The 17963-nt window shown below is 73.3% G+C and carries 16 protein-coding genes; 8 read left to right on the plus strand and 8 right to left on the minus strand.

The genetic code is table 11. From position 1 onward, the window contains the following. The first annotated feature begins 220 nt into the window (after positions 1–220). Positions 221–790 (plus strand): methyltransferase family protein, encoded by a 570-nt coding sequence (locus ACZ38L_RS25290; RefSeq protein ID WP_465697380.1) that lies wholly within the window; start codon positions 221–223, stop codon positions 788–790. A gap of 119 nt (positions 791–909) precedes the next feature. Further along, positions 910–3009, plus strand: a complete 2100-nt coding sequence (locus ACZ38L_RS25295; RefSeq protein ID WP_465697382.1) for an elongation factor G-like protein EF-G2 — start codon at positions 910–912, stop codon at positions 3007–3009. On the opposite strand, the gene ACZ38L_RS25300 is transcribed toward ACZ38L_RS25295, so the two are convergent. From ACZ38L_RS25300 to ACZ38L_RS25310, 3 genes are all read right to left on the minus strand, one after another. Beyond that, entirely contained in the window at positions 3010–4026 is a 1017-nt protein-coding gene (locus ACZ38L_RS25300; RefSeq protein WP_465697384.1) for an MBL fold metallo-hydrolase, read from the minus strand. Between the two features lie 83 nt (positions 4027–4109). Beyond that, positions 4110–5750, minus strand: coding sequence for an AMP-binding protein (locus tag ACZ38L_RS25305; RefSeq protein ID WP_465697386.1), 1641 nt, complete (start codon positions 5748–5750; stop codon positions 4110–4112). Positions 5751–5834: 84 nt separating this feature from the next. Beyond that, complete coding sequence (locus ACZ38L_RS25310) at positions 5835–6704, minus strand: Fpg/Nei family DNA glycosylase (protein ID WP_465697388.1); 870 nt, start codon at positions 6702–6704, stop codon at positions 5835–5837. Between the two features lie 120 nt (positions 6705–6824). Here ACZ38L_RS25310 and ACZ38L_RS25315 point away from each other — a divergent pair, with 120 nt between their 5' ends. From ACZ38L_RS25315 to ACZ38L_RS25330, 4 genes are all read left to right on the plus strand, one after another. After that, on the plus strand, positions 6825–7736 hold the full coding sequence (locus ACZ38L_RS25315; RefSeq protein WP_465697390.1) for a glutaminase: 912 nt from the start codon (positions 6825–6827) through the stop codon (positions 7734–7736). A 90-nt stretch (positions 7737–7826) separates the two neighbouring features. Beyond that, a complete protein-coding gene (locus ACZ38L_RS25320) occupies positions 7827–8489 on the plus strand; it encodes a transcriptional regulator (RefSeq protein WP_465697392.1) in 663 nt (220 codons plus the stop codon). A 71-nt stretch (positions 8490–8560) separates the two neighbouring features. Further along, positions 8561–8695: a hypothetical protein gene (locus tag ACZ38L_RS25325; protein WP_465697394.1), complete on the plus strand. Its 135-nt coding sequence runs from the start codon at positions 8561–8563 to the stop codon at positions 8693–8695. Positions 8696–8714: 19 nt separating this feature from the next. Then, the gene (locus ACZ38L_RS25330; protein ID WP_465697396.1) at positions 8715–9164 is read left to right on the plus strand and encodes an SRPBCC family protein; all 450 of its coding nucleotides are present in this window, start codon (positions 8715–8717) and stop codon (positions 9162–9164) included. 6 nt (positions 9165–9170) lie between these two features. On the opposite strand, the gene ACZ38L_RS25335 is transcribed toward ACZ38L_RS25330, so the two are convergent. From ACZ38L_RS25335 to ACZ38L_RS25345, 3 genes are all read right to left on the minus strand, one after another. After that, on the minus strand, positions 9171–10022 hold the full coding sequence (locus ACZ38L_RS25335) for an SAM-dependent methyltransferase (protein WP_465697398.1): 852 nt from the start codon (positions 10020–10022) through the stop codon (positions 9171–9173). Positions 10023–10148: 126 nt separating this feature from the next. After that, complete coding sequence (locus ACZ38L_RS25340) at positions 10149–11783, minus strand: APC family permease (RefSeq protein ID WP_465697400.1); 1635 nt, start codon at positions 11781–11783, stop codon at positions 10149–10151. Positions 11784–12167: 384 nt separating this feature from the next. After that, entirely contained in the window at positions 12168–12593 is a 426-nt protein-coding gene (locus ACZ38L_RS25345; RefSeq protein WP_465697402.1) for a DUF6299 family protein, read from the minus strand. Between the two features lie 235 nt (positions 12594–12828). Here ACZ38L_RS25345 and ACZ38L_RS25350 point away from each other — a divergent pair, with 235 nt between their 5' ends. Beyond that, positions 12829–13677, plus strand: coding sequence for a hypothetical protein (locus ACZ38L_RS25350; RefSeq protein WP_465697404.1), 849 nt, complete (start codon positions 12829–12831; stop codon positions 13675–13677). Between the two features lie 406 nt (positions 13678–14083). Further along, on the plus strand, positions 14084–14956 hold the full coding sequence (locus tag ACZ38L_RS25355; protein ID WP_465697406.1) for an SGNH/GDSL hydrolase family protein: 873 nt from the start codon (positions 14084–14086) through the stop codon (positions 14954–14956). Between the two features lie 2 nt (positions 14957–14958). Here ACZ38L_RS25355 and ACZ38L_RS25360 read toward each other — a convergent pair whose 3' ends face one another. Both ACZ38L_RS25360 and ACZ38L_RS25365 read right to left on the minus strand, forming a co-directional pair. Beyond that, on the minus strand, positions 14959–16560 hold the full coding sequence (locus ACZ38L_RS25360) for an N-acyl-D-amino-acid deacylase family protein (protein WP_465697408.1): 1602 nt from the start codon (positions 16558–16560) through the stop codon (positions 14959–14961). 10 nt (positions 16561–16570) lie between these two features. Then, positions 16571–17872 (minus strand): type III PLP-dependent enzyme domain-containing protein, encoded by a 1302-nt coding sequence (locus ACZ38L_RS25365; RefSeq protein WP_465697410.1) that lies wholly within the window; start codon positions 17870–17872, stop codon positions 16571–16573. Positions 17873–17963 lie beyond the last annotated feature (91 nt).

The following is a 17963-nucleotide window of genomic DNA, read 5'->3' on the forward strand; positions in this document are numbered from 1 at the left end:
TCCTTCAGGCGCGGGGGAGGGGCCGGCAAAGTCCCCCCCCCCCCCCTCCTCCCCCCCCCCCCCCCCCCCCCCTCCCCTCCCCCCCCCCCCCCCCCCCCCCCCCCCCCGCGCCGGGCGCACCCGGGGCCTTCCGCGGGGCCGTCCAGCGCCCTGGACAGCGGGAACACCCCGTGTGACGGTGACAGCAGAGCGGCCGCCGCACCGCCAGCAAGGAGTCGCCATGTCCCTCCCCGGCCTCCTCTCGATCCTCGGGCTACTGCTCTGGGTGGCGTACGAGCTGCTGCTCCGCCGCCGGGAGGACGCCAACGCCGCCGACTGGCACGCCGACGGCGCCGACCGTGGCAGCACCGTCCTGCTGCTGGCGTGCTACCTGCTGGTGGTGCTGGTCACGGTCGGTCTCAGCACCGCCTCGGTCACCCCCGTGCCGGCCGCGGGCCGCTGGCTCGGGGTGGTGCTGATCGCCGCCGGTCTGGGGCTGCGCGCCTGGGGTATGCGCACCCTCGGCCGCTTCTACACCCGCACCCTGCGCACCAGCGCCGACCAGCACGTGGTGCGCCGCGGCCCGTACCGGTTGATCCGGCACCCCGGTTACTGCGGCAGCCTGCTGGTCTGGACCGGCTACCCGCTCGGCCTGGGCAGCTGGCTGGCCGTGCTGCTCGCCGCCGGGCTGCTGTTCACCGCCTACCACCGCCGGATCGAGGCCGAGGAGTCGCTGCTGCTGCACTCGTTCGGCGGCGAGTACGCGGAGTACCGACAGCGCACCAAGCGCCTGCTGCCGTTCCTCTACTGAGCCCGGCGTGCTCCCCCGGCGGCCGCCCACCGGGTGGACCGGTAGCGCCCCCGGTGGAAAGCTCGAAGCACGAAAGCTCGAAGCACGAGGTTCCCCGGTGCCGTCGGTGGAGGTCTGCGATGTCCGAACGAGGTACGTCCCGAGCGGGGGCGGTCGGACGGGCGCCCGCCGCCGACCGCCCCGAGCAGCTGCGCAACGTGGTCCTGGTCGGGGTCAGCGGCTCCGGCAAGACCACGCTGACGGAGTCGCTGGCGCTGGCCGCCGGCGCGCTGACCCGGGCCGGCCGGGTGGCGGACGGCAGCACGGTCTCCGACCACGAGGAGATCGAGCACCAGCAGCAGCGCTCGGTGCGCCTCGCGCTGGTCCCGGTCGAGTGGCACGGCGTCAAGATCAATCTGCTCGACCCGCCCGGCCACGCGGACTTCGCCGGCGAGCTGCGGGCCGCGCTGCGGGCCGCCGACGGCGCGGTCTTCGTGGTCTCCGCGACCGAACCGGTGACCGCGCCGGTGCTGGCGCTGTGGCGCGAGTGCGCCGATGCCGGGCTGCCGCGCGCCATCGCCGTCACCCATATGGACGCGGCCCGAGCCGACTTCCACGAGGTGCTGGCGGCCTGCCAGGAGGCCTTCGGCGAGGGCCGGCCCGACTCGGTGCAGCCGCTCGACCTGCCGGTGCTCAACCACGGCCAGGTCCGCGGCACCGTCGAGCTGCTCTCCGGCGAGACGCACGGCGAGGCCGAGCCCGCCCCGGACACCGGTCCGGCCCGGGAGCGCCTGGTGGAGGCGATCGCCGGCGAGGACGACGAGCTGCTGGAGCGCTACCTCGGCGGCGAGACGCTCGACCCGGGCACGCTCACCCGCGGGCTGCGCGGCGCCGTGCTGCACGACGCGCTGCACCCGGTGCTGCCGATCACCGAGGACGGCACCGGCACGATCGACCTGCTCGACCTGATCGTCTCCTCCTTCCCCGCCCCCACCGACCGGCAGGCCCCGCCGGCCGACAAGCTGGCCTGCGACCCGACGGCCCCGCTGGCCGCCCAGGTGATCCAGAACAGCGGCGACCAGTACGTGGGCCGGCTCAGCCTGGTCCGGGTGTTCGCCGGCACGCTGCGCCCGGACACCCTGGTGCACGTCGCCGCTCCGGACCGGCCGGTCGGGCCGGAGGACTCTCCCGGGCACGAGCCCTCGGACGACCGGATCGCCGGGCTGACCAGCCCGTTCGGCAAACAGCAGCGCCCGGTTCCGGTGGCCGTCGCGGGCGACCTGGTCTGTGTCGGCAAGCTCGGCACGGCCCGGGTCGGCGACACCCTCTCCGAACGCGGCGGCGCCGGGCCGGTCGAGCCGTGGAGCCTGCCCGAGCCGCTGCTGCCGATCGCCGTCAAGGCCCGCAGCCGCAGCGACGAGGACAAGCTGTCTCAGGGCCTGTCCCGGCTGACCGCGCAGGATCCGACGGTCCGGGTCGAGCAGAACGCCGCGACCGGCCAACTGGTGCTCTGGTGTACCGGGGAGGCGCACGCCGGGGTGGTGCTGCATCAGCTGGGCGCCCTGTTCGGGGTGCAGGTGGAACAGGTGCCCTACCAGGTGGCGTTGCGCGAGACCTTCGCCGGGCCGGCCACCGGGCACGGCCGGCTGGTCAAGCAGTCCGGCGGGCACGGCCAGTACGCCATCTGCGACCTGCTGGTCGAGCCGCTGCCGGCCGGTGGTGGCTTCGAGTTCGTGGACAAGGTGGTCGGTGGGGCGGTGCCGCGGCACTTCATCCCCTCGGTGGAGAAGGGTGTCCGGGCCCAGCTGGAGCACGGTGTGGTGGACGACCACCCGTTGGTGGACGTCCGGGTCACCCTGGTGGACGGCAAGGCGCACTCGGTGGACTCCTCGGACGCCGCCTTCCAGTCCGCGGGCGCGCTGGCGCTGCGCGACGCGGCCACCCGGACCACCGTCCAGTTGCTGGAGCCGGTGGCCGAGGTGACCGTGCTGGTGCCGGACGAGTACCTGGGCTCGGTGCTCAGCGACCTGTCGGTCCGGCGGGCCCGGGTGCTCGGGACGGACTCCGCCGGGCCCGGCCGGAGCCTGCTGCGGGCCGAGGTGCCGGAGTTGGAGCTGACCCGCTACGCGGTGGACCTGCGCTCGCTCTCGCACGGGACCGGCTCGTTCACCCGCGGCCACCTGCGCTACGAGCCGTTGCCCGCCGCCCTGGCGGCCCGCGCCGCCGCGCCCGGGCGCTGATCACCGGGGCCGTTCGGCGAGCGCGGGGGCCGTGTCGGCCGGGCGCGGCCCGGGGAGCGCGGGCGCCGAGGCGGCGTACCGGGCGCAGTCCGCCATCAGCGCGATCATGTCCGGCGCCGCCCGGTCCCCGTCCAGCTCCCGGTAGTGCGCGGCGATGGTGACCACCATCCGCTCGGGCAGTCGCCAGCCGGCGGCGAAGGCGGGCGGCACGAACCGCCGGGCGGCCTCCAGCGGCGACAGGCCGCGGGCGTGGCTCCGCTCGGCGTGCGCCCCCAGCAGCTCGAAGTAGCCGCGCATTCGCTCCGCCTCGGCCGGCCCGCAGACCGGGCCGTGCCCGGGCACGATGATCCCCGCCGCCAGCCCGAGCAGGGTGTCCAGCGCCGCGATGGCGCCGGTCAGGCTGGCCCAGGTGACCGGGTGGTGCCCGACGAAGAGCACGTCCCCGGCGTACACCGTCGCCAGCTCCGGTACGTGCACCAGCAGATCGCCCGCGGAGTGGCCGGCCCCGGCCTCGATCAGCCGCACCTCGGTGGCGCCGAGCCGGAGCGACGACGTCCCGCTGAACGTCCGGTCGGGCGTGCGCAGCCGGACCTGGGCGAAGTCGAACGGGAAGTTGGCGCGCAGGTACCCACCGAGCTCCGACGCCGGGTCGGTCCGCTCCAGCAGCGCCACCACCCGCTCGGGGCCCGGCTCGTGGCAGAACGCGTGCGCGGTGGCCTCGGTGGCGATCACCGGCACGTCCGCCGGCAGCGCCCGCAGGCCCCAACAGTGGTCACCGTTGGCGTGCGTGATCACCACCTCGTCCACCCGCGTCCCGGGCAGCCGCTGCTCGACCCGGGCCAGCATCCGCTCGGTGAGCGCGGGCGTGTACGGCGTGTCGACCAGCAGCGCCCGGTCCTCGTGCAGCACCAGCCCGCAGTTCGCCCAACCCCAGGTGGCGGCCTCGTCGGGGAGGTGGGCGAAGACCTGGGCCGGTCCGGCGGCGACGAGCCGGCGGAAGCTTGACGGGTGGTCCATGGCGACCGTCCCCCCGGGGATGGGATCGAGCTGAACGGAAGGGATGATTCCACAGTTGACCCACTGTCATCAACCGGATACTTTCAGTCGCCGCTCACCGCCTGCTCCGCCAGCAGCCGGAGCGCCGCCTCACGCATCTCCACCTTGCGGACCTTGCCGGTGACCGTCATCGGGAAGGTCTCCACCAGGTGCACGTAGCGCGGGATCTTGTAGTGCGCCAACCGGCCGGTGCACCACGCGCGCAGCGTCTCGGCGGTCAACTCCGCCGCGCCCGGCCGCAGTCGGACCCAGGCCATCAGCTCCTCGCCGTACTTCTCGTCCGGCACGCCGATCACCTGGGCGTCCAGGATGTCGGGGTGGGTGTAGAGGAACTCCTCGATCTCGCGCGGGTAGACGTTCTCGCCGCCGCGGATCACCATGTCCTTGATCCGGCCGGTGATCGCCAGGAAACCGTCGTCGTCCATCACCGCGAGGTCGCCGGTGTGCATCCAGCCATCCGGGTCCACCACCTCCGCGGTCCTGGCCGGCTCGTCCCAGTAGCCGAGCATCACCGAGTAGCCGCGGGTGCACAGTTCGCCCGCCGTGCCGCGCGGGACGGTCCGGCCGGTGGCCGGGTCGGTCACCTTGACCTCCAGGTGCGGGCCGACCCGGCCGACCGTGCCGACCCGCTGCTCGAAGCTGTCCTCGGGCCGGGTCTGCGTGGAGACCGGCGAGGTCTCGGTCATCCCGTAGCAGATCGCCACCTCGCGCATGCCCATCCGGTCCATCACCTGCCGCATCACCTCGGCGGGGCAGGGCGAGCCGGCCATGATGCCGGTGCGCAGCGCCGAAAGGTCGTGCTCGGCGAACGACGGATCGTTCAACTCGGCGATGAACATGGTCGGTACGCCGTACAGCGAGGTGCAGCGCTCGGCGGCGACCGCGGCCAGGGTGGCCGCGGGGTCGAACGAGGGGGCCGGTATCACCAGACAGGCACCGTGCGAGGTGGCCGCCAGGTTGGCCATCACCATCCCGAAGCAGTGGTAGAACGGCACCGGCACGCAGATCCGGTCCTGTTCGGTGTAGTTGAGCAGCTCGGCGACGAAGTAGCCGTTGTTGAGGATGTTGCGGTGCGAGAGGGTGGCACCCTTGGGGAACCCGGTGGTGCCGGAGGTGTACTGGATGTTGATCGCGTCGTCCGGGCTCAACTCGGCGGCGACGGCCGCCGGCTGGGACGGGTCGCCGGCCCGACCGGCCGCCGTCAGCGCCGTCCAGGAGTCCTCGCCGAGCAGCAGTACGTCGCGCAGCTCGGGACACTGCGGGCGGGCCTCGGCGAGCATCGCCGCGTAGTCGGAGGTCTTGTACGAGGGCGTCGCCACCACCGTCCGGACGCCGGACTGCCGTAGCACGTAGACCAGTTCGTGGGTCCGGTAGCCCGGGTTGATGCTGACCAGGATGGCGCCGATCCGGGCGGTGGCGTACTGCAGTAGCACCCACTCCGGGCAGTTGGGCGACCAGACCCCCACCCGGTCGCCGGTGCGAACCCCGAGCGAGAGCAGCCCGCGGGCCACCACATCCACCTCGTCGGCGAGTTGGCGGTAGGTCCAGCGCCGCCCGCTCGGCAGGTCGACCAGCGCCTCGCGGTCGCCGAACACGGCCACCGTGCGGTCCAGGTTGGCCCCGATGGTCCCGGTCAGCAGCGGGGTGTCGGTGGATCCGCGATCGTGGCTGAGGGCGGCGGGCATGGGGCGGCTCCTGGCAGGGTCGGTGCGGTGGACGGACGACGCTGCCCTACCCGGTGCGCGGAACGACTACTCCTGCGCGGTCCGTCACTTGAGCAACCGGGAGAGCCGCCGGTCGGCGAGCGGCTTGCCGCCGGTCTGGCAGGTCGGACAGTACTGCAACGCGGAGTCCCGGAACGACACCTCGCGGATGGTGTCGCCACAGACCGGGCAGGGCTGCCCGGTGCGCCCGTGCACCCGCAGACCGGTCTTCTTCTCCGCCTTCAGCTCGCCGGCGGCCAGCCCGCGCGAGCGCTCCACGGCCTCCCGCAGGGTGCTGCCGAGCACCCGGTACAGATCGGCGGCCTCGTCCTCGGTCAGCCGGTCGGCGATCTTGAACGGGGACATCCGGGCCGCGTGCAGCACCTCGTCCGAGTAGGCGTTGCCGACCCCCGCCAGCACGCCCTGGTCCCGCAGCACGCCCTTGAGCTGCCGCCGTTCGCCGCGCAGCAGCTCGACGAAGTCCTGCTCGGTGAAGCCGGGGTCCAGCGGGTCCGGGCCGAGCCGGGCGATCCCGGGCACCTGGGCCGGGTCGGCCACGACGTACACCGCCAGTCGCTTCTGGGTGCCCGCCTCGGTCAGGTCGAACCCGGCGCCGGGCGGGTCGGCCAGCAGCAGCCTCAGCGCGAGCGGGCCCTTGCCGGGTTTCGGCGGCAGCGCCGGCAGGTCGTCCCGCCAGCGCAGCCAGCCGGCCCTGGCCAGGTGGACGGCCAGGTGCAGCGGCCCGTCGGCGGTCAGCAGCAGGAACTTGCCGCGTCGGCCCACCGCGGCCACATCCCGCCCCTCCAGCGCCTGGAGGGGCGGGTCGTAGGTCTTGAGCGCGCTGATCGCCACCTGGTGGATCCGGCCGATGCGGCGCCCGACCAGGCGCTCGGTCAGGAACGCGCTGAGCGCTTCGACCTCGGGCAGCTCCGGCACGCCTCCCAGTCTGCCGCAGCCGCCGGGCCGGCGCAGCGCGGCCGAGGCGGGCCCGGAGCCCGACCGGACCGGGCCGGACCACCGTGATCGGGCCCGACGGAGTCCGTGCAGAATGTCGATATGGACTACCAGCTCGAACTCCAGCGCGCTTTGGACGCCGCCCGCCCGGTGCTCGGCACCGGCCGGGTCGCCGACTACATACCGGCGCTCGCCGCGGCCGACCCGAAGAGCTTCGGCCTGGCGCTGGCCACCGTGGACGGCGAGGTGTACGGCGCGGGCGACTGGGAGCAGCCGTTCTCCATCCAGAGCGTCTCCAAGCTCTTCACGCTGGCGCTGTCGATGGCCACCGGCGGCGAGGCGATCTGGCACCGGGTGGGCCGCGAGCCGTCCGGCACCCCGTTCAACTCGCTGGTCCAGCTGGAGTCCGAACTGGGCGTCCCGCGCAACCCGTTCATCAACGCGGGCGCCGTGGTGGTGACCGACCACCTGCTCACACTGACCGGGGACGCCGGCCGGTCGGTCCGTGAGTTCCTGCGCGCCGAGTCGGGCAACCCACTGCTGGACACCGACCCGGTGGTGGCCGGTTCGGAGGCCGCACACGGCCACCGCAACGCCGCGCTGGCCCACTTCATCGCCAGCTACGACAACCTGGAGAACCCGGTCGAGGCGGTGCTCGGCCACTACTACGCGCACTGCGCGATCGCCGCGAGCTGCCGCGACCTCGCGCTGGCCGGCCTCTTCCTGGCCCGACACGGGCTGCGCGCGGACGGCAGCCGGCTGCTCTCACGCAGTGACGCCAAGCGGATCAACGCCGTGCTGCTGACCTGCGGCACCTACGACGCGGCGGGCGAGTTCGCCTTCCGGGTCGGCCTGCCGGGCAAGAGCGGCGTGGGCGGCGGCATCCTGGCGATCATCCCGGGCAAGGGCACGATCTGCGCCTGGGGTCCGGCACTGGACCGGGCGGGCAACTCGGTGGGCGGGGTCGCCGCGCTGGACGCCTTCACCACCGCGACCGGCTGGTCGGTGTTCTGACGACACGTCAGGCAGCTTCGCCGGGCGGGCCGCTGGAGGAACCTAGGCTGACCGGGTCACGTCCCGCAGCCACCGAGGAGGCCGCAGCCGATGAACTCCCCCGCCCGTGAAGCCCTGCTGAGCATCCGCCGGGACCTGGCGCCAGGTGAGTCGGACAACCGGCTGATCCCACTGCTGGAGCAGGGCGGCGCGCCGCTGCCGGTGCTCGCCGAACTCGCCGCGCAGCAGCACCGGATCATCACCAGCGACCGGCGGAGCTTCCTGGTGCTGGCCGCTCGCTGCGCCGACTCGCCGGCCGGTGACTACTTCGCCAAGCTCGCCGAGGGCGAGTCACTGGCCCTGGCGGCGCTGCCCGGCTTCGCCGCCGCCTGCGGTCTGGACGAGGCCGCGCTGCGGGCCCGCGAGCCACTGGCCGGCTGCCAGGCCTACCCGGGCTGCCTGGCCGGGCTGGCGCTGAACGGCGAGCCGGCCGCCGTGGTGCTCGCGCTGGCCGCCAACTTCGCGACCTGGAGCGGCTACTGCGCGGCGACCGCGCGGGCGCTGCGCCGGAACTACGACTTCGACGACGCCGGCTGCGCCTTCTTCGACTTCTTCGCCACGCCCGTGCCCGAACTGGAAGAGGAGGCGGTCGCGGTGGTCGCCGCCGCCGGACCGGGTCCGGAGCTGATCGCCGAGGGACGCCGCTACGGACGGCTGCTGCAGAGCTACGAGCAGCTGTTCTGGGACACCCTGGCCGACCTCACCACCGGCTGAGCGGGCCGCCGCGGGTTTGCCCGCCCCCGTGCGAAGGAGCAGGCTGGAGATAGCGACCCAGGGAGGTGGCCATGTCCACGGTGAGCCCGGAGCGCCCGGACCAGGAGGAGCCCGAGGTGCCTGAGGAGGGCGCGACCTCCGAGCAGGTCATGCACGCCCAGGACGAGTCCCGGGCGGAGGGCGACCCGATCGAGGAGCAGGAGTGAGCGGCCCAGGAGGCCCAGGATGAGCACGCTGGAAGAACAGATCGACGTCGCCGTCCCGGTCCAGGTGGCCTGGGAGCAACTGCACCGGGTCGACCAGTACCCGCGGTTCGTCGACGGGGTGCTGCACGCCCACGCGCACGGCGGGCACCGCGCCCACCTGGACATCGAGGTGGGCGACCACGAGCAGGTGTTCGAGACCGAGATCGCCGACCGCGGCGGCAACCAGGTGATGACCTGGCGGACCCTGAACGGTGCCCATCTGAACGGAACCTTCGCGCTCATGCCGCTCGACGCCGGCAGCACCCGGCTCCAGGTCCGGATCGAGTACGACCCGGACGCGGTCCGCTCCTGCTTCGGCGGACCGCACGGCTTCGCCCAGTCCGACGCCATCGAGCGGACGGTCCGGGCCGATCTGGAGCACTTCCGCGACCTGGTGGAGGAGGAGCGCCCGCTCCCCGGCGGCAACTGAGTCGGGTCAGTTACTCGTCACCGCCGGCAGTCGCTCGGCGGTGACGAAACTGCGCTGGGATGAGACGTAGTCGACCGGCCGGCCGTAGGAGACGGCGGCCTCGGCGCGGTCGTGCCGGACCGCCCGCCAACCGTGCCGCCCCAGCCAGGGCACCGGGTCCTCGGCCAGCCCGCCCTTCCAGAGCTTCGCCACCGGAGCCAGCTCGGGGGCCAGCTCGCCCCGGTCACGCGGCGACTCGTCCCGCCGGCCGGGACCGTGGGTGAGCGCCAACCGGCTACCGGGGGCGGCGAGTTCGCCGACCTGGCCGAGCAGCCGGGCCACCTCGGCCGACTCCAGGTAGATCAGCAGCCCCTCGATCAGCCAGGCGCTGCGCTCGGCGGGGTCGAAGCCGGCCCCGGTCAGCACGGCCGGCCAGTCCTCCCGCAGGTCCGCCACCAGCGCCACCCGGCGAGCCACCGGCTCCGCCGCCCGCTCGGCCAGCACCCGTTCCTTGAAGGCCAGCACCTCGGGCAGGTCGATCTCGTAACAAACCACGTCGGCCGGCCAGTTGAGCCGGTAGGCCCGGGTGTCCAGGCCTGCCGCCGGGATCACCACCTGCCGGCAACCGTCGGCGGCGGCCGCCAGCAGGAAGTCGTCGAAGAACCGGGTGCGGACCACCAGATGGCGGGCCATCGCGATCAGCCCCGGCGAGACCTCGCCGGGCCTGCGCTCGCGGACCTCGCCGTCGGCGGCTGTCACGAAGGCCGCCGCGTACGGATCGTCGAACAGCCGGTCGGGGCGGCGGCTCTCCACCGCCCGGGCCCGGGCCACGCCGATGGCGGTGCGGCCGACGCCCTCGGGTATCGCATGGGTGCTCATGACCGCATGGTACGTGCCGCCGGCCGGGCTCCAACGCCGTCGGGCGCACCGCCGTTGCCGGCGATGCGCCCGATCCTCAGCAGGCCGTGGGGGACCCCGCGGAGGCGGCTGGTCAGGAGCGCGGGATCAGTGCCCGCCCTCGTCGACCACCTCGACGTCCTCGATGTTCCGCTCGATCTCCTCGGCGGGCAGGGCGACCGTCCGGGCCCAGTAGTAGATCCCCAGCGAGAAGGCGGTGATGACGCCCATGTCCACCCAGAGCGGGATGGTGTTGGTGCCACCGAACTGGCCGAAGTAGGAGATCACGCCGATGCCGAGCAGGTAGACCGGCAGCCACTGGGCGGCCTTCCAGTTCATCCGCGGGGCGTTCGGCAGGTTCTTGGCGATCGCGTACGCGGCGTAGGAGCCGAGCAGCACGTAGCCGAGGACGATCGCCAGGCCCAGGCGCCACAGGGTGGTCCAGCCGGACCAGTAGATGATCAGGCTCGCGACCACGAAGGAGACCGGGGAGACGATCTCACCGAGGGGCAGCTTGTACGGGCGCTCCCGGTTCGGCAGCTGCTTGCGCAGGACCCCGAAGGCCAGCGGCGCACCGGCGTACATCAGCACCGAGGCGGAGGTGATGAAGCTGACCAGCTGCTGCCAGCTCGGGAAGGGCAGGAAGCAGATCACACCGGTGACGAAGGACATCACCAGGCCGAAGTACGGCACACCGCGCGAGTCGGTCTTCTCGAAGGCCCGCGGGGCGTAGCCGTTGCGGCTCAGGCCGTAGGAGATGCGCGAGGTGGAGGTGGTGTAGATCAGGCCGGTGCCGCCGGGCGAGACCAGTGCGTCCAGGTAGAGCACCCAGGCCAGCCAGCCGAGCCCGATCACGGTGGCCAGACCGGCGAACGGGCCGCTGATGCCCTGGTAGGCCAGGTTGGCCCAGCCCTTGGCGAAGGAGGCGCCGGGCAGCGCACCGATGTAGACGACCTGCAGCAGGGTGTAGATCACGGCACCGATGAAGACCGAGCCGATGACCGCGCGGGGGATGTCCTTCTTGGGGTTCTTGCTCTCACCCGAGAGCTGGATCGCCTGCTCGAAGCCGAGCAGCGCGAAGATGATGCCGCTGGTGCTGATCGCGGCCAGCACACCCTTGGCACCGAACGGCGCGAAGCCGTGCGAGGTGAAGTTGCCGGCGTGGAAGTGGGTGACCGCCAGGATGAAGATCGTCGCCAACGGAATGGCGACCTTCCACCAGGTGGCGGCGCTGTTGGTGTGGGCCAGCAGGCGCACCCCGAGGAAGTTCACCGCCACGAAGACGCCCATCAGGACCACCGCGACGACGAAGCCCGAAGTGGTCAGCGTGCCGTTGGCGTGCTGGAAGCCGGTCGCCCAGGACCAGTGACCGGCGTAACCGATCATGGCCTCGACCTCGATCGGCGCCACCGTCGCCGCCTGCAGCCAGGAGAACCAGCCGAACGACATTCCGGCCAGGCCGCCGAAGGTGTAGTGCGGGTACCGGGCGGTACCACCGGCGACCGGGAAGAGGCCACCGAGTTCGGCGTGGACCAGCGCCAGGAGCACGACCGCGACGGCCCCGATCCCCCACGAGATAATCGCCGCGGGGCCGGCGGCCACGACTGCGTTCTTGGCCCCGTAGAGCCAGCCGGACCCGATGATCGAGCCGACCGACGCCCACATCAGACCGATCAGGCCGATGTCACGACGGAGCTTGGTACCTGACCCGATGGACGGCGATATTTTGTCAACAACTGCCATGTGGGGAACCCTCTTCAAGGATGGCGGAGTGAGAGTGCGCAAACGCTAACCGCGGATTAGGCCTCTGCAAAGCCCCTATGGCCGAATAGTTACCTTCGGATGAGCGCATAGCACAGCGCGGCGGAATTGGCATGTGGTGTCCGATATTCGGTACACCCGCAGGTCAACAGCGTGATCAAGAGCGCCTGGCAAAGGGCGGGCAACAGTCTGGACCAATAGGTTGAGGATGATTTGAGCTTTCCCGGCAGGCCGTCCGGAGGGCGATTCACGGGCCGGTAATTCCCCCCAGCGACCCCTGCCCCCTACCGCGGTTCCGGCGACCGACAGACTTCGGCCGGGCGGTCGTCCGACCGTCCGGCCGAGGCCCGAATTCCTGACTGTCCGTCAATTCCCTTGGGAGAGTGTGATGGACTGTCGTCCGACGGCCAGGAACTGCGGCAGCGGAAGCCCGCTGGACATGTCCAGGTTCAATAGCGTGGCCTCGACCTCGGCCGGGCCGGGCACCGCGTTCAGCTGGTCGGCGCGCTCGCTGTTGGTCCAGGGATGGTCGAGCCCGTCGCAGGTGGCCACCGTGCCGCCGATGCTCTGCTCGGCCGCGCCCTGCTTGAGCTTGCTGCTGACGAAGACCTCGCCGGTGGCCGCGGAGGGCGCACAGCGGTAGCTGCCCGACAGGGTGACCGTGCCGTCCTGCGCCACCGTGCCGGCCGCGCCGACGGCCAGGGCGTTCGCCTCGCCCACCGCGCCGGCCGGCCAGGCCACGGCCGCGAGCAGGGCGCCGACGGCACCGGTGACAGCAAGACGTCGTCGCACGACATACCTCCTGGGTGGCACGGCGCCCCGGGTGGGCGCCCGCGGATAGACGTACCGCGCGCGCCGCCACCCGCCGGGGACGTTCCTCCGGACGGGGGCGTGTCCCCTCCCCCTCTCCTCCCCCTCTCCGGCGCCCCACGGAGCCGGACCCCCCTTGCCTGCCCGGTCGCACTGCGGCAGGCTCGCCACGGGGGCACATGGGCGTGCTCCCGCCGTGCGACCGAAGGACGGGACGTTGACCACCAACCCGAGCGCTGTACCGCCGCTCTTCACCGGACTCTGCGACGACGCGGCGATCTTCCCGCCCGGGGAGCTGCCGCTGCCGCAGGCCGTACCGGCCCACCGGACGCACCGGACGGCCTGGTACGCCGAGCTGGTCGGCCCCTTCCTCTGCGGCGCGGGAGCGCTCGGCGCACTGTTGGAGCTGGTGGACGAACCGCTGGCGATCGGCGTGATCGTGCCCGCCGGCAGCACCGGGCTGGCCCCGGCGCTGGAGGCGGTGGCCGCCGAGCCCCGACTGCGGGTGGCCGGCGCCGAGGTCGCGGCCGACCCCGGGGTGGCGCCCGCCGAGGGGGTGCGCCGGGTGGTGGCCGCCTTCGAGCGGCTCCTGCCGGCGGGGGCCTCCGGCGCGGTCGAGATCCCGCGCGATCCGGACCTGCCCGGGGCACTGGACGTGCTGGCCGGCACGCCGTACCGGGCCAAGTTCCGCACCGGCGGCACCGCTGCCGCCGCGTTCCCGACCGAGCCGGAGCTGGCCGCCTTCGTGACCGGGTGCGTCGAGCGCGGACTACCGTTCAAGTGCACCGCCGGGCTGCACCACGCCGCGCGGCACGCCGACCCGGCCACCGGCTTCGAGCACCACGGCTTCCTCAACGTGCTGCTGGCCACCCACGCGGCACTGACCGGCGGCGACCCGCGGGCCCTGCTCGCCGAGCGCGATGGCAAGGAGATGGCAGCCGCCGCATCCGAGTTGACTGCGCGTCAGATCTCTGCGGTACGTGCCGCGTTCACCGCCTTCGGCACCTGCAGCGTGGTCGAGCCGCTGGACGACCTGATCGCGCTCGGTCTGATCCAGGCCCGCTAGCCGACCCCGCCCGGTGGCACTCACGGCGTGCCACCGGGCCCCCTCTCCCCGCTAGGCGTCTCATTTTGTGACGCTTTCGCGGAGCCGTGCGCTCCTCGCCGTCGCTCCGGGCCCCGCGCCGGCGGCTCGGCCCTGCTCCGGCGGCGAGGAACTCGCTCACGACCTCCAGCAGTTGGGACGCGCGGTGGTGGTCGGTGAGCGGACCGGCGGGGGCGCCAACCCGCGTCAGGGCTTCACCCTGCACCCGCACCTGGAGACCACCATCCCGACCCGGCCGTCGCACACCGCGCCGCGCAACGAATCCGGTCCAAGCGCTGTCCAGTCGCACTACCGAGCAGTAGCCTCTGCGGGTTCGCCCCGCGCGCCGCCGTCCGGGCCAGCCGCGGGGCCGGCCCAGGGAGGGTTCATGACGTCAGCTCAGTCCCGCCGGATACGTCGCGCGGCCGGTGCCGCCCTGCTCGGCACCGCCCTGCTCGGCACCGCCGCGGCCCCGGCTTCGGCGGCCGCCCCCGCCACTCGCTACTACCTGGCCCTCGGCGACTCGCTGGCGGCCGGCTACCAGACCCTGCCGGGTGGCGGCAGCGAGATCGGCCACGGCTACGCACAGGACCTGGCGAGAACCCTGCGGGCCAGAGCCACCGCGGCCGGCCAGGGCTTCTCCTTCACCGACCTGGGCTGCCCGGGCGAGACCACCGGCACCATGCTGGACGGCGGCTGCCCCTACCCGCACCCGTACGCCGGGGCGCAGCTCGACGCGGCCGTCTCCTACCTCGAGGAACACCGGCCCGACCGGGTGACGGTCACCCTGGACATCGGCGCCAACGACGTGGACGGCTGCGCCACCGGCGGCAGCCTCGACCTGACCTGCGCGGCGGACGGCATCGCCACCACCGGCAGGGACCTCGCGACCATCCTGGACCGGCTGCGGGCCGCCGCCGGACCGCGCACCGAGATCGTCGGGATGAACCTCTACGACCCCTTCCTCGCGGCCTGGACCACCGGCGCCGAGGGCAAGCTGCTGGCCGGCCTCTCGGTGCCGCTGGCGGACGCCATGAACACCACCCTGGGCGTCGTGGACGCGCTGCACGGGGTACCGACCGCCGATGTCGCGAAGGCGTTCGGGACCAACGCCTTCCTGCCGCTGGTACCGCTGGACGGGCAGCAGCTGCCGCTCAACGTGCAGCGCATCCTGACCTGGACCAACATGTCCCGCGGCGACATCCACGCCAACGACGCCGGCTACCAGGTGATCGCCGACAGCTTCCTGGCGAAGTTCTGAGCTCAGCGGGCAGCGGTCCCCCGGTCGGTGCGGCGCGGGGCCCGGCCGGGGCGGGCGCCGGTGAGGCGGCCGTCGGCCAGGACGGCGCTGCCGTTGACGTAGACGTGGCGCATCCCGGCGGCCGGCCGGCGCGGGTGCTCGAAGGTCGCGGTGTCCCGGACCGTTTCCGGCTCGAAGAGCACCAGATCGGCGTGGTGGCCGGGGCGGATCAGCCCGCGCCGGCGCAGCCGCAGCCGGCGGCCCGGTCGGCCGGTCATCCGGGCCACCGCCTGCTCCAGCGTGAGCACGCCCAACTCCCGCCCGTAGTAGCCGAGGTAACGGGCGAAGGTGCCCCAGGTCCGGGGGTGCGGGCGGGCGCCGACCAGCAGGCCGTCACTGCCCGCGGTGTGCACGGGGTGGCGCATGATCGCGCGGACGTTCTCCTCGTGCCCGACGTGTTGCAGCACGGTCGTCCCCAACTCGTCCTCGCGCAACAGGTCGAGGAAGACCTCGGTGCCGGACTGCCCGCGGGCGGCGGCCAGTTCGGCGACGGTGGCGCCGACCGCGCCGGCCAGCCGCGGCCGGCGCACGCCGGAGATCTGCACGACCGCCCAGTCCGCGACGACGCCGTGGCAGCCGTCGCTGCCGGTGACCTCCAGCTGGTGCCGGATCCGCTCCCGGGCGGCCGGGTCGGCGAGCCGGGCGAGGGTGGCCTCCGGGCCGCCCTCGGCGGCCCAACTCGGCAGCAGGGCGGCCAGTGTGGTGGAGCCGGGCAGGTAGGGGTAGCTGTCCAGGGTGAGGTCGCAGCCGTCGGCGATCGCCCGGTCGAGCAGCTCCAGCAGCTCGCCCGCCCGGCCCTGGTTGACGCCGAAGTTCATGGTGGCGTGGGCCAGGTGGAGCGGGCAGCCGGAGCGCCGGGAGATCTCCACCATCTCGGCGTAGCCGGCCAGCGCACCGGCGCCGTAGGAGCGCTGGTGCGGCGAGTGGTAGCCGCCGTGTGCGGCCACCACCGCGCAGAGCGCGACCAGTTCGTCGGTGTCGGCGTACATCCCCGGCGGGTAGCTCAGCCCGCTGGACATCCCCACCGCGCCCTCCGCCAGTCCCTGGGCCAGGAGTTCGCACATCCGGTCCGACTCGCCCGGGGTGGGCGGGCGATCGTCCCAACCGAGCGCGAGCATCCGCAGCGTTCCGTGCGGGACGAGGTAGCAGGCGTTCACCGCGCTGCCCGCGTCCAGCCGGTCCAGGTACTCGCCGACCGACCGCCAGTTCCACGCCAGGCCGGGCGGATCGCCGTTCCAGCCCGCGAGTTGACGGCGCAGCGCGGGGAGCGTGCGGTCGTCCACCGGCGCGTAGGAGAGGCCGTCCTGGCCGAGCACCTCGGTGGTGACCCCCTGGGTGGTCCGGGACGGATGGACCGGATCGGTCAGCAGCGCGAGATCGGAGTGGGCGTGCATGTCGATGAAGCCGGACGCGAGCACCAGCCCCCCGGCGTCGATGACCTGACGTCCACTCAGGCCTTCGCCCAGCTCGGCGATCCGGCCGTCGCACAGCGCGACGTCGGCCCGGAACCGGTCAGCACCACTGCCGTCCACGACGGTGGCCGCGCGGAACACCAGGTCGGCCATCAGTCGGCCGTCAGAAGAAGGTCCGCACCAGATCGACCACCCGGGGCCGCGGGCTCGCGGCGTCGTCCAGCACCGGGATCAGCGTCCACTTGTCGAAGGCCGTGCACGGGTGCGAGACGCCGAGCCGGACCACGTCGCCCACCTCGACCTCGGCCCCGCGCAGGAAGGCGTGCTGATCGTTGACGGCGCTGACGTGTCCGGACAGCGGGCGCAGGCCGTCCGGCCCACGGACCGCCTGCGGCTCGGGCAGCCCCTCGTCGTACGGGAAGTCGCGCTTTCCGCCGTCCAGCAGGGCGAGCCCCGGCTCGGGCCGCGAGATCACCCGGGCCCAGCCGTGCAGCGCCGAGCGCAGCGGTTCGCCGGCGCCGCGGGCCAGCGGGGAGATGGCGCGGTAGAAGCCGTCGTCGTGGGCCAGGTAGGCGCCGGAGCGCAGCACCACGTCGAGGTCCGGGTGGGCCCGGGCGAGCGGGGCGAGCAGCCGGGCCACCTGGTCGAAGTAGGCACTGCCGCCGGCGGTGACGACCACCCGCTCGGCCTGGTCGAACAGGCCGGCGGCGCGCAGCAGGTCGTGCAGCTCGACCAGCCGTTCCAGGTAGCGTTCGACGGTGGCCAGCCCGCCGGGTGTGGCGTCGTGGGTCAGCGCGGCCTCGTAGCCGCCGACCCCGACCAGCCGCAGGGTCGGCGCGGCGCGCGCCGCCCGTGCCACCGCCTCGGCGGTCGCCAGGTCGCGGACACCGGTGCGGCCACCCGGTCCGCCGAGTTCGACCAGGACGTCGGCCGGCCGACGGGCGCCCGCGGCCCGGCGCGCCTCGTCCATCAGCCGGACGGACTCCACCGAGTCCGCCCAGGAGCACACCTCGAACTCCGGATCGGCGTCCAGCTCGGCGGCCAGCCAGGCGAGTCCGGCCGGGTCGAGCAGCGCGTTGGCGATCACCACCCGGCGCACCCCGAAGGCCCGGGCGACCCGCAGCTGGCTGAGGTTGGCCAGGGTCACCGCGCGGGCACCGGCGTCGAGTTGGGCCTGCCAGAGGGCCGGCGCCATGGTGGTCTTGCCGTGGGGGGCGAGCTGGACCCCGGCCGTGGCGCACCAGGCGGCCATGGTTCGCAGGTTGTGCTCCAGCGCGGCGGCGTCGAGGGTGAGCAGCGGGGTACCGAGCTCGTCCAGGGCCGGGCCGGTGGCCAGGTACTCGGTGACGGTGCGTCCCCAGCCGGCCGGCGGCACCGCCTTGAACCGCCAGTCCAAGCGCTCCTCGGCCAGCGCCGCCACCCGGTCCCGATCGATCCCCGTGCCGGCCGTCGCACTCTGCCGCATCGCCACCACCACTCCCAACGTTGCACTATGTGCAACGATCTTTGCGCATGTTGCTGCCGCTGTTCTAGCATGGGCCGCATCGAGGGTCAAC

It is taken from the genome of Kitasatospora sp. NPDC024654 (assembly GCF_055559155.1).

What these genes read in the sequence shown, in the direction of transcription:
- ACZ38L_RS25365 (WP_465697410.1), bottom strand. Translation starts at nt 17,872, where the DNA reads ATGCGGCAGAGTGCGACGGCCGGCACGGGGATCGATCGGGACCGGGTG.
- ACZ38L_RS25305 (WP_465697386.1), bottom strand. Translation starts at nt 5,750, where the DNA reads ATGCCCGCCGCCCTCAGCCACGATCGCGGATCCACCGACACCCCGCTG.
- ACZ38L_RS25290 (WP_465697380.1), top strand. Translation starts at nt 221, where the DNA reads ATGTCCCTCCCCGGCCTCCTCTCGATCCTCGGGCTACTGCTCTGGGTG.
- ACZ38L_RS25355 (WP_465697406.1), top strand. Translation starts at nt 14,084, where the DNA reads ATGACGTCAGCTCAGTCCCGCCGGATACGTCGCGCGGCCGGTGCCGCC.
- ACZ38L_RS25315 (WP_465697390.1), top strand. Translation starts at nt 6,825, where the DNA reads ATGGACTACCAGCTCGAACTCCAGCGCGCTTTGGACGCCGCCCGCCCG.
- ACZ38L_RS25295 (WP_465697382.1), top strand. Translation starts at nt 910, where the DNA reads ATGTCCGAACGAGGTACGTCCCGAGCGGGGGCGGTCGGACGGGCGCCC.
- ACZ38L_RS25360 (WP_465697408.1), bottom strand. Translation starts at nt 16,560, where the DNA reads ATGGCCGACCTGGTGTTCCGCGCGGCCACCGTCGTGGACGGCAGTGGT.
- ACZ38L_RS25325 (WP_465697394.1), top strand. Translation starts at nt 8,561, where the DNA reads ATGTCCACGGTGAGCCCGGAGCGCCCGGACCAGGAGGAGCCCGAGGTG.
- ACZ38L_RS25340 (WP_465697400.1), bottom strand. Translation starts at nt 11,783, where the DNA reads ATGGCAGTTGTTGACAAAATATCGCCGTCCATCGGGTCAGGTACCAAG.
- ACZ38L_RS25335 (WP_465697398.1), bottom strand. Translation starts at nt 10,022, where the DNA reads ATGAGCACCCATGCGATACCCGAGGGCGTCGGCCGCACCGCCATCGGC.
- ACZ38L_RS25320 (WP_465697392.1), top strand. Translation starts at nt 7,827, where the DNA reads ATGAACTCCCCCGCCCGTGAAGCCCTGCTGAGCATCCGCCGGGACCTG.
- ACZ38L_RS25300 (WP_465697384.1), bottom strand. Translation starts at nt 4,026, where the DNA reads ATGGACCACCCGTCAAGCTTCCGCCGGCTCGTCGCCGCCGGACCGGCC.
- ACZ38L_RS25330 (WP_465697396.1), top strand. Translation starts at nt 8,715, where the DNA reads ATGAGCACGCTGGAAGAACAGATCGACGTCGCCGTCCCGGTCCAGGTG.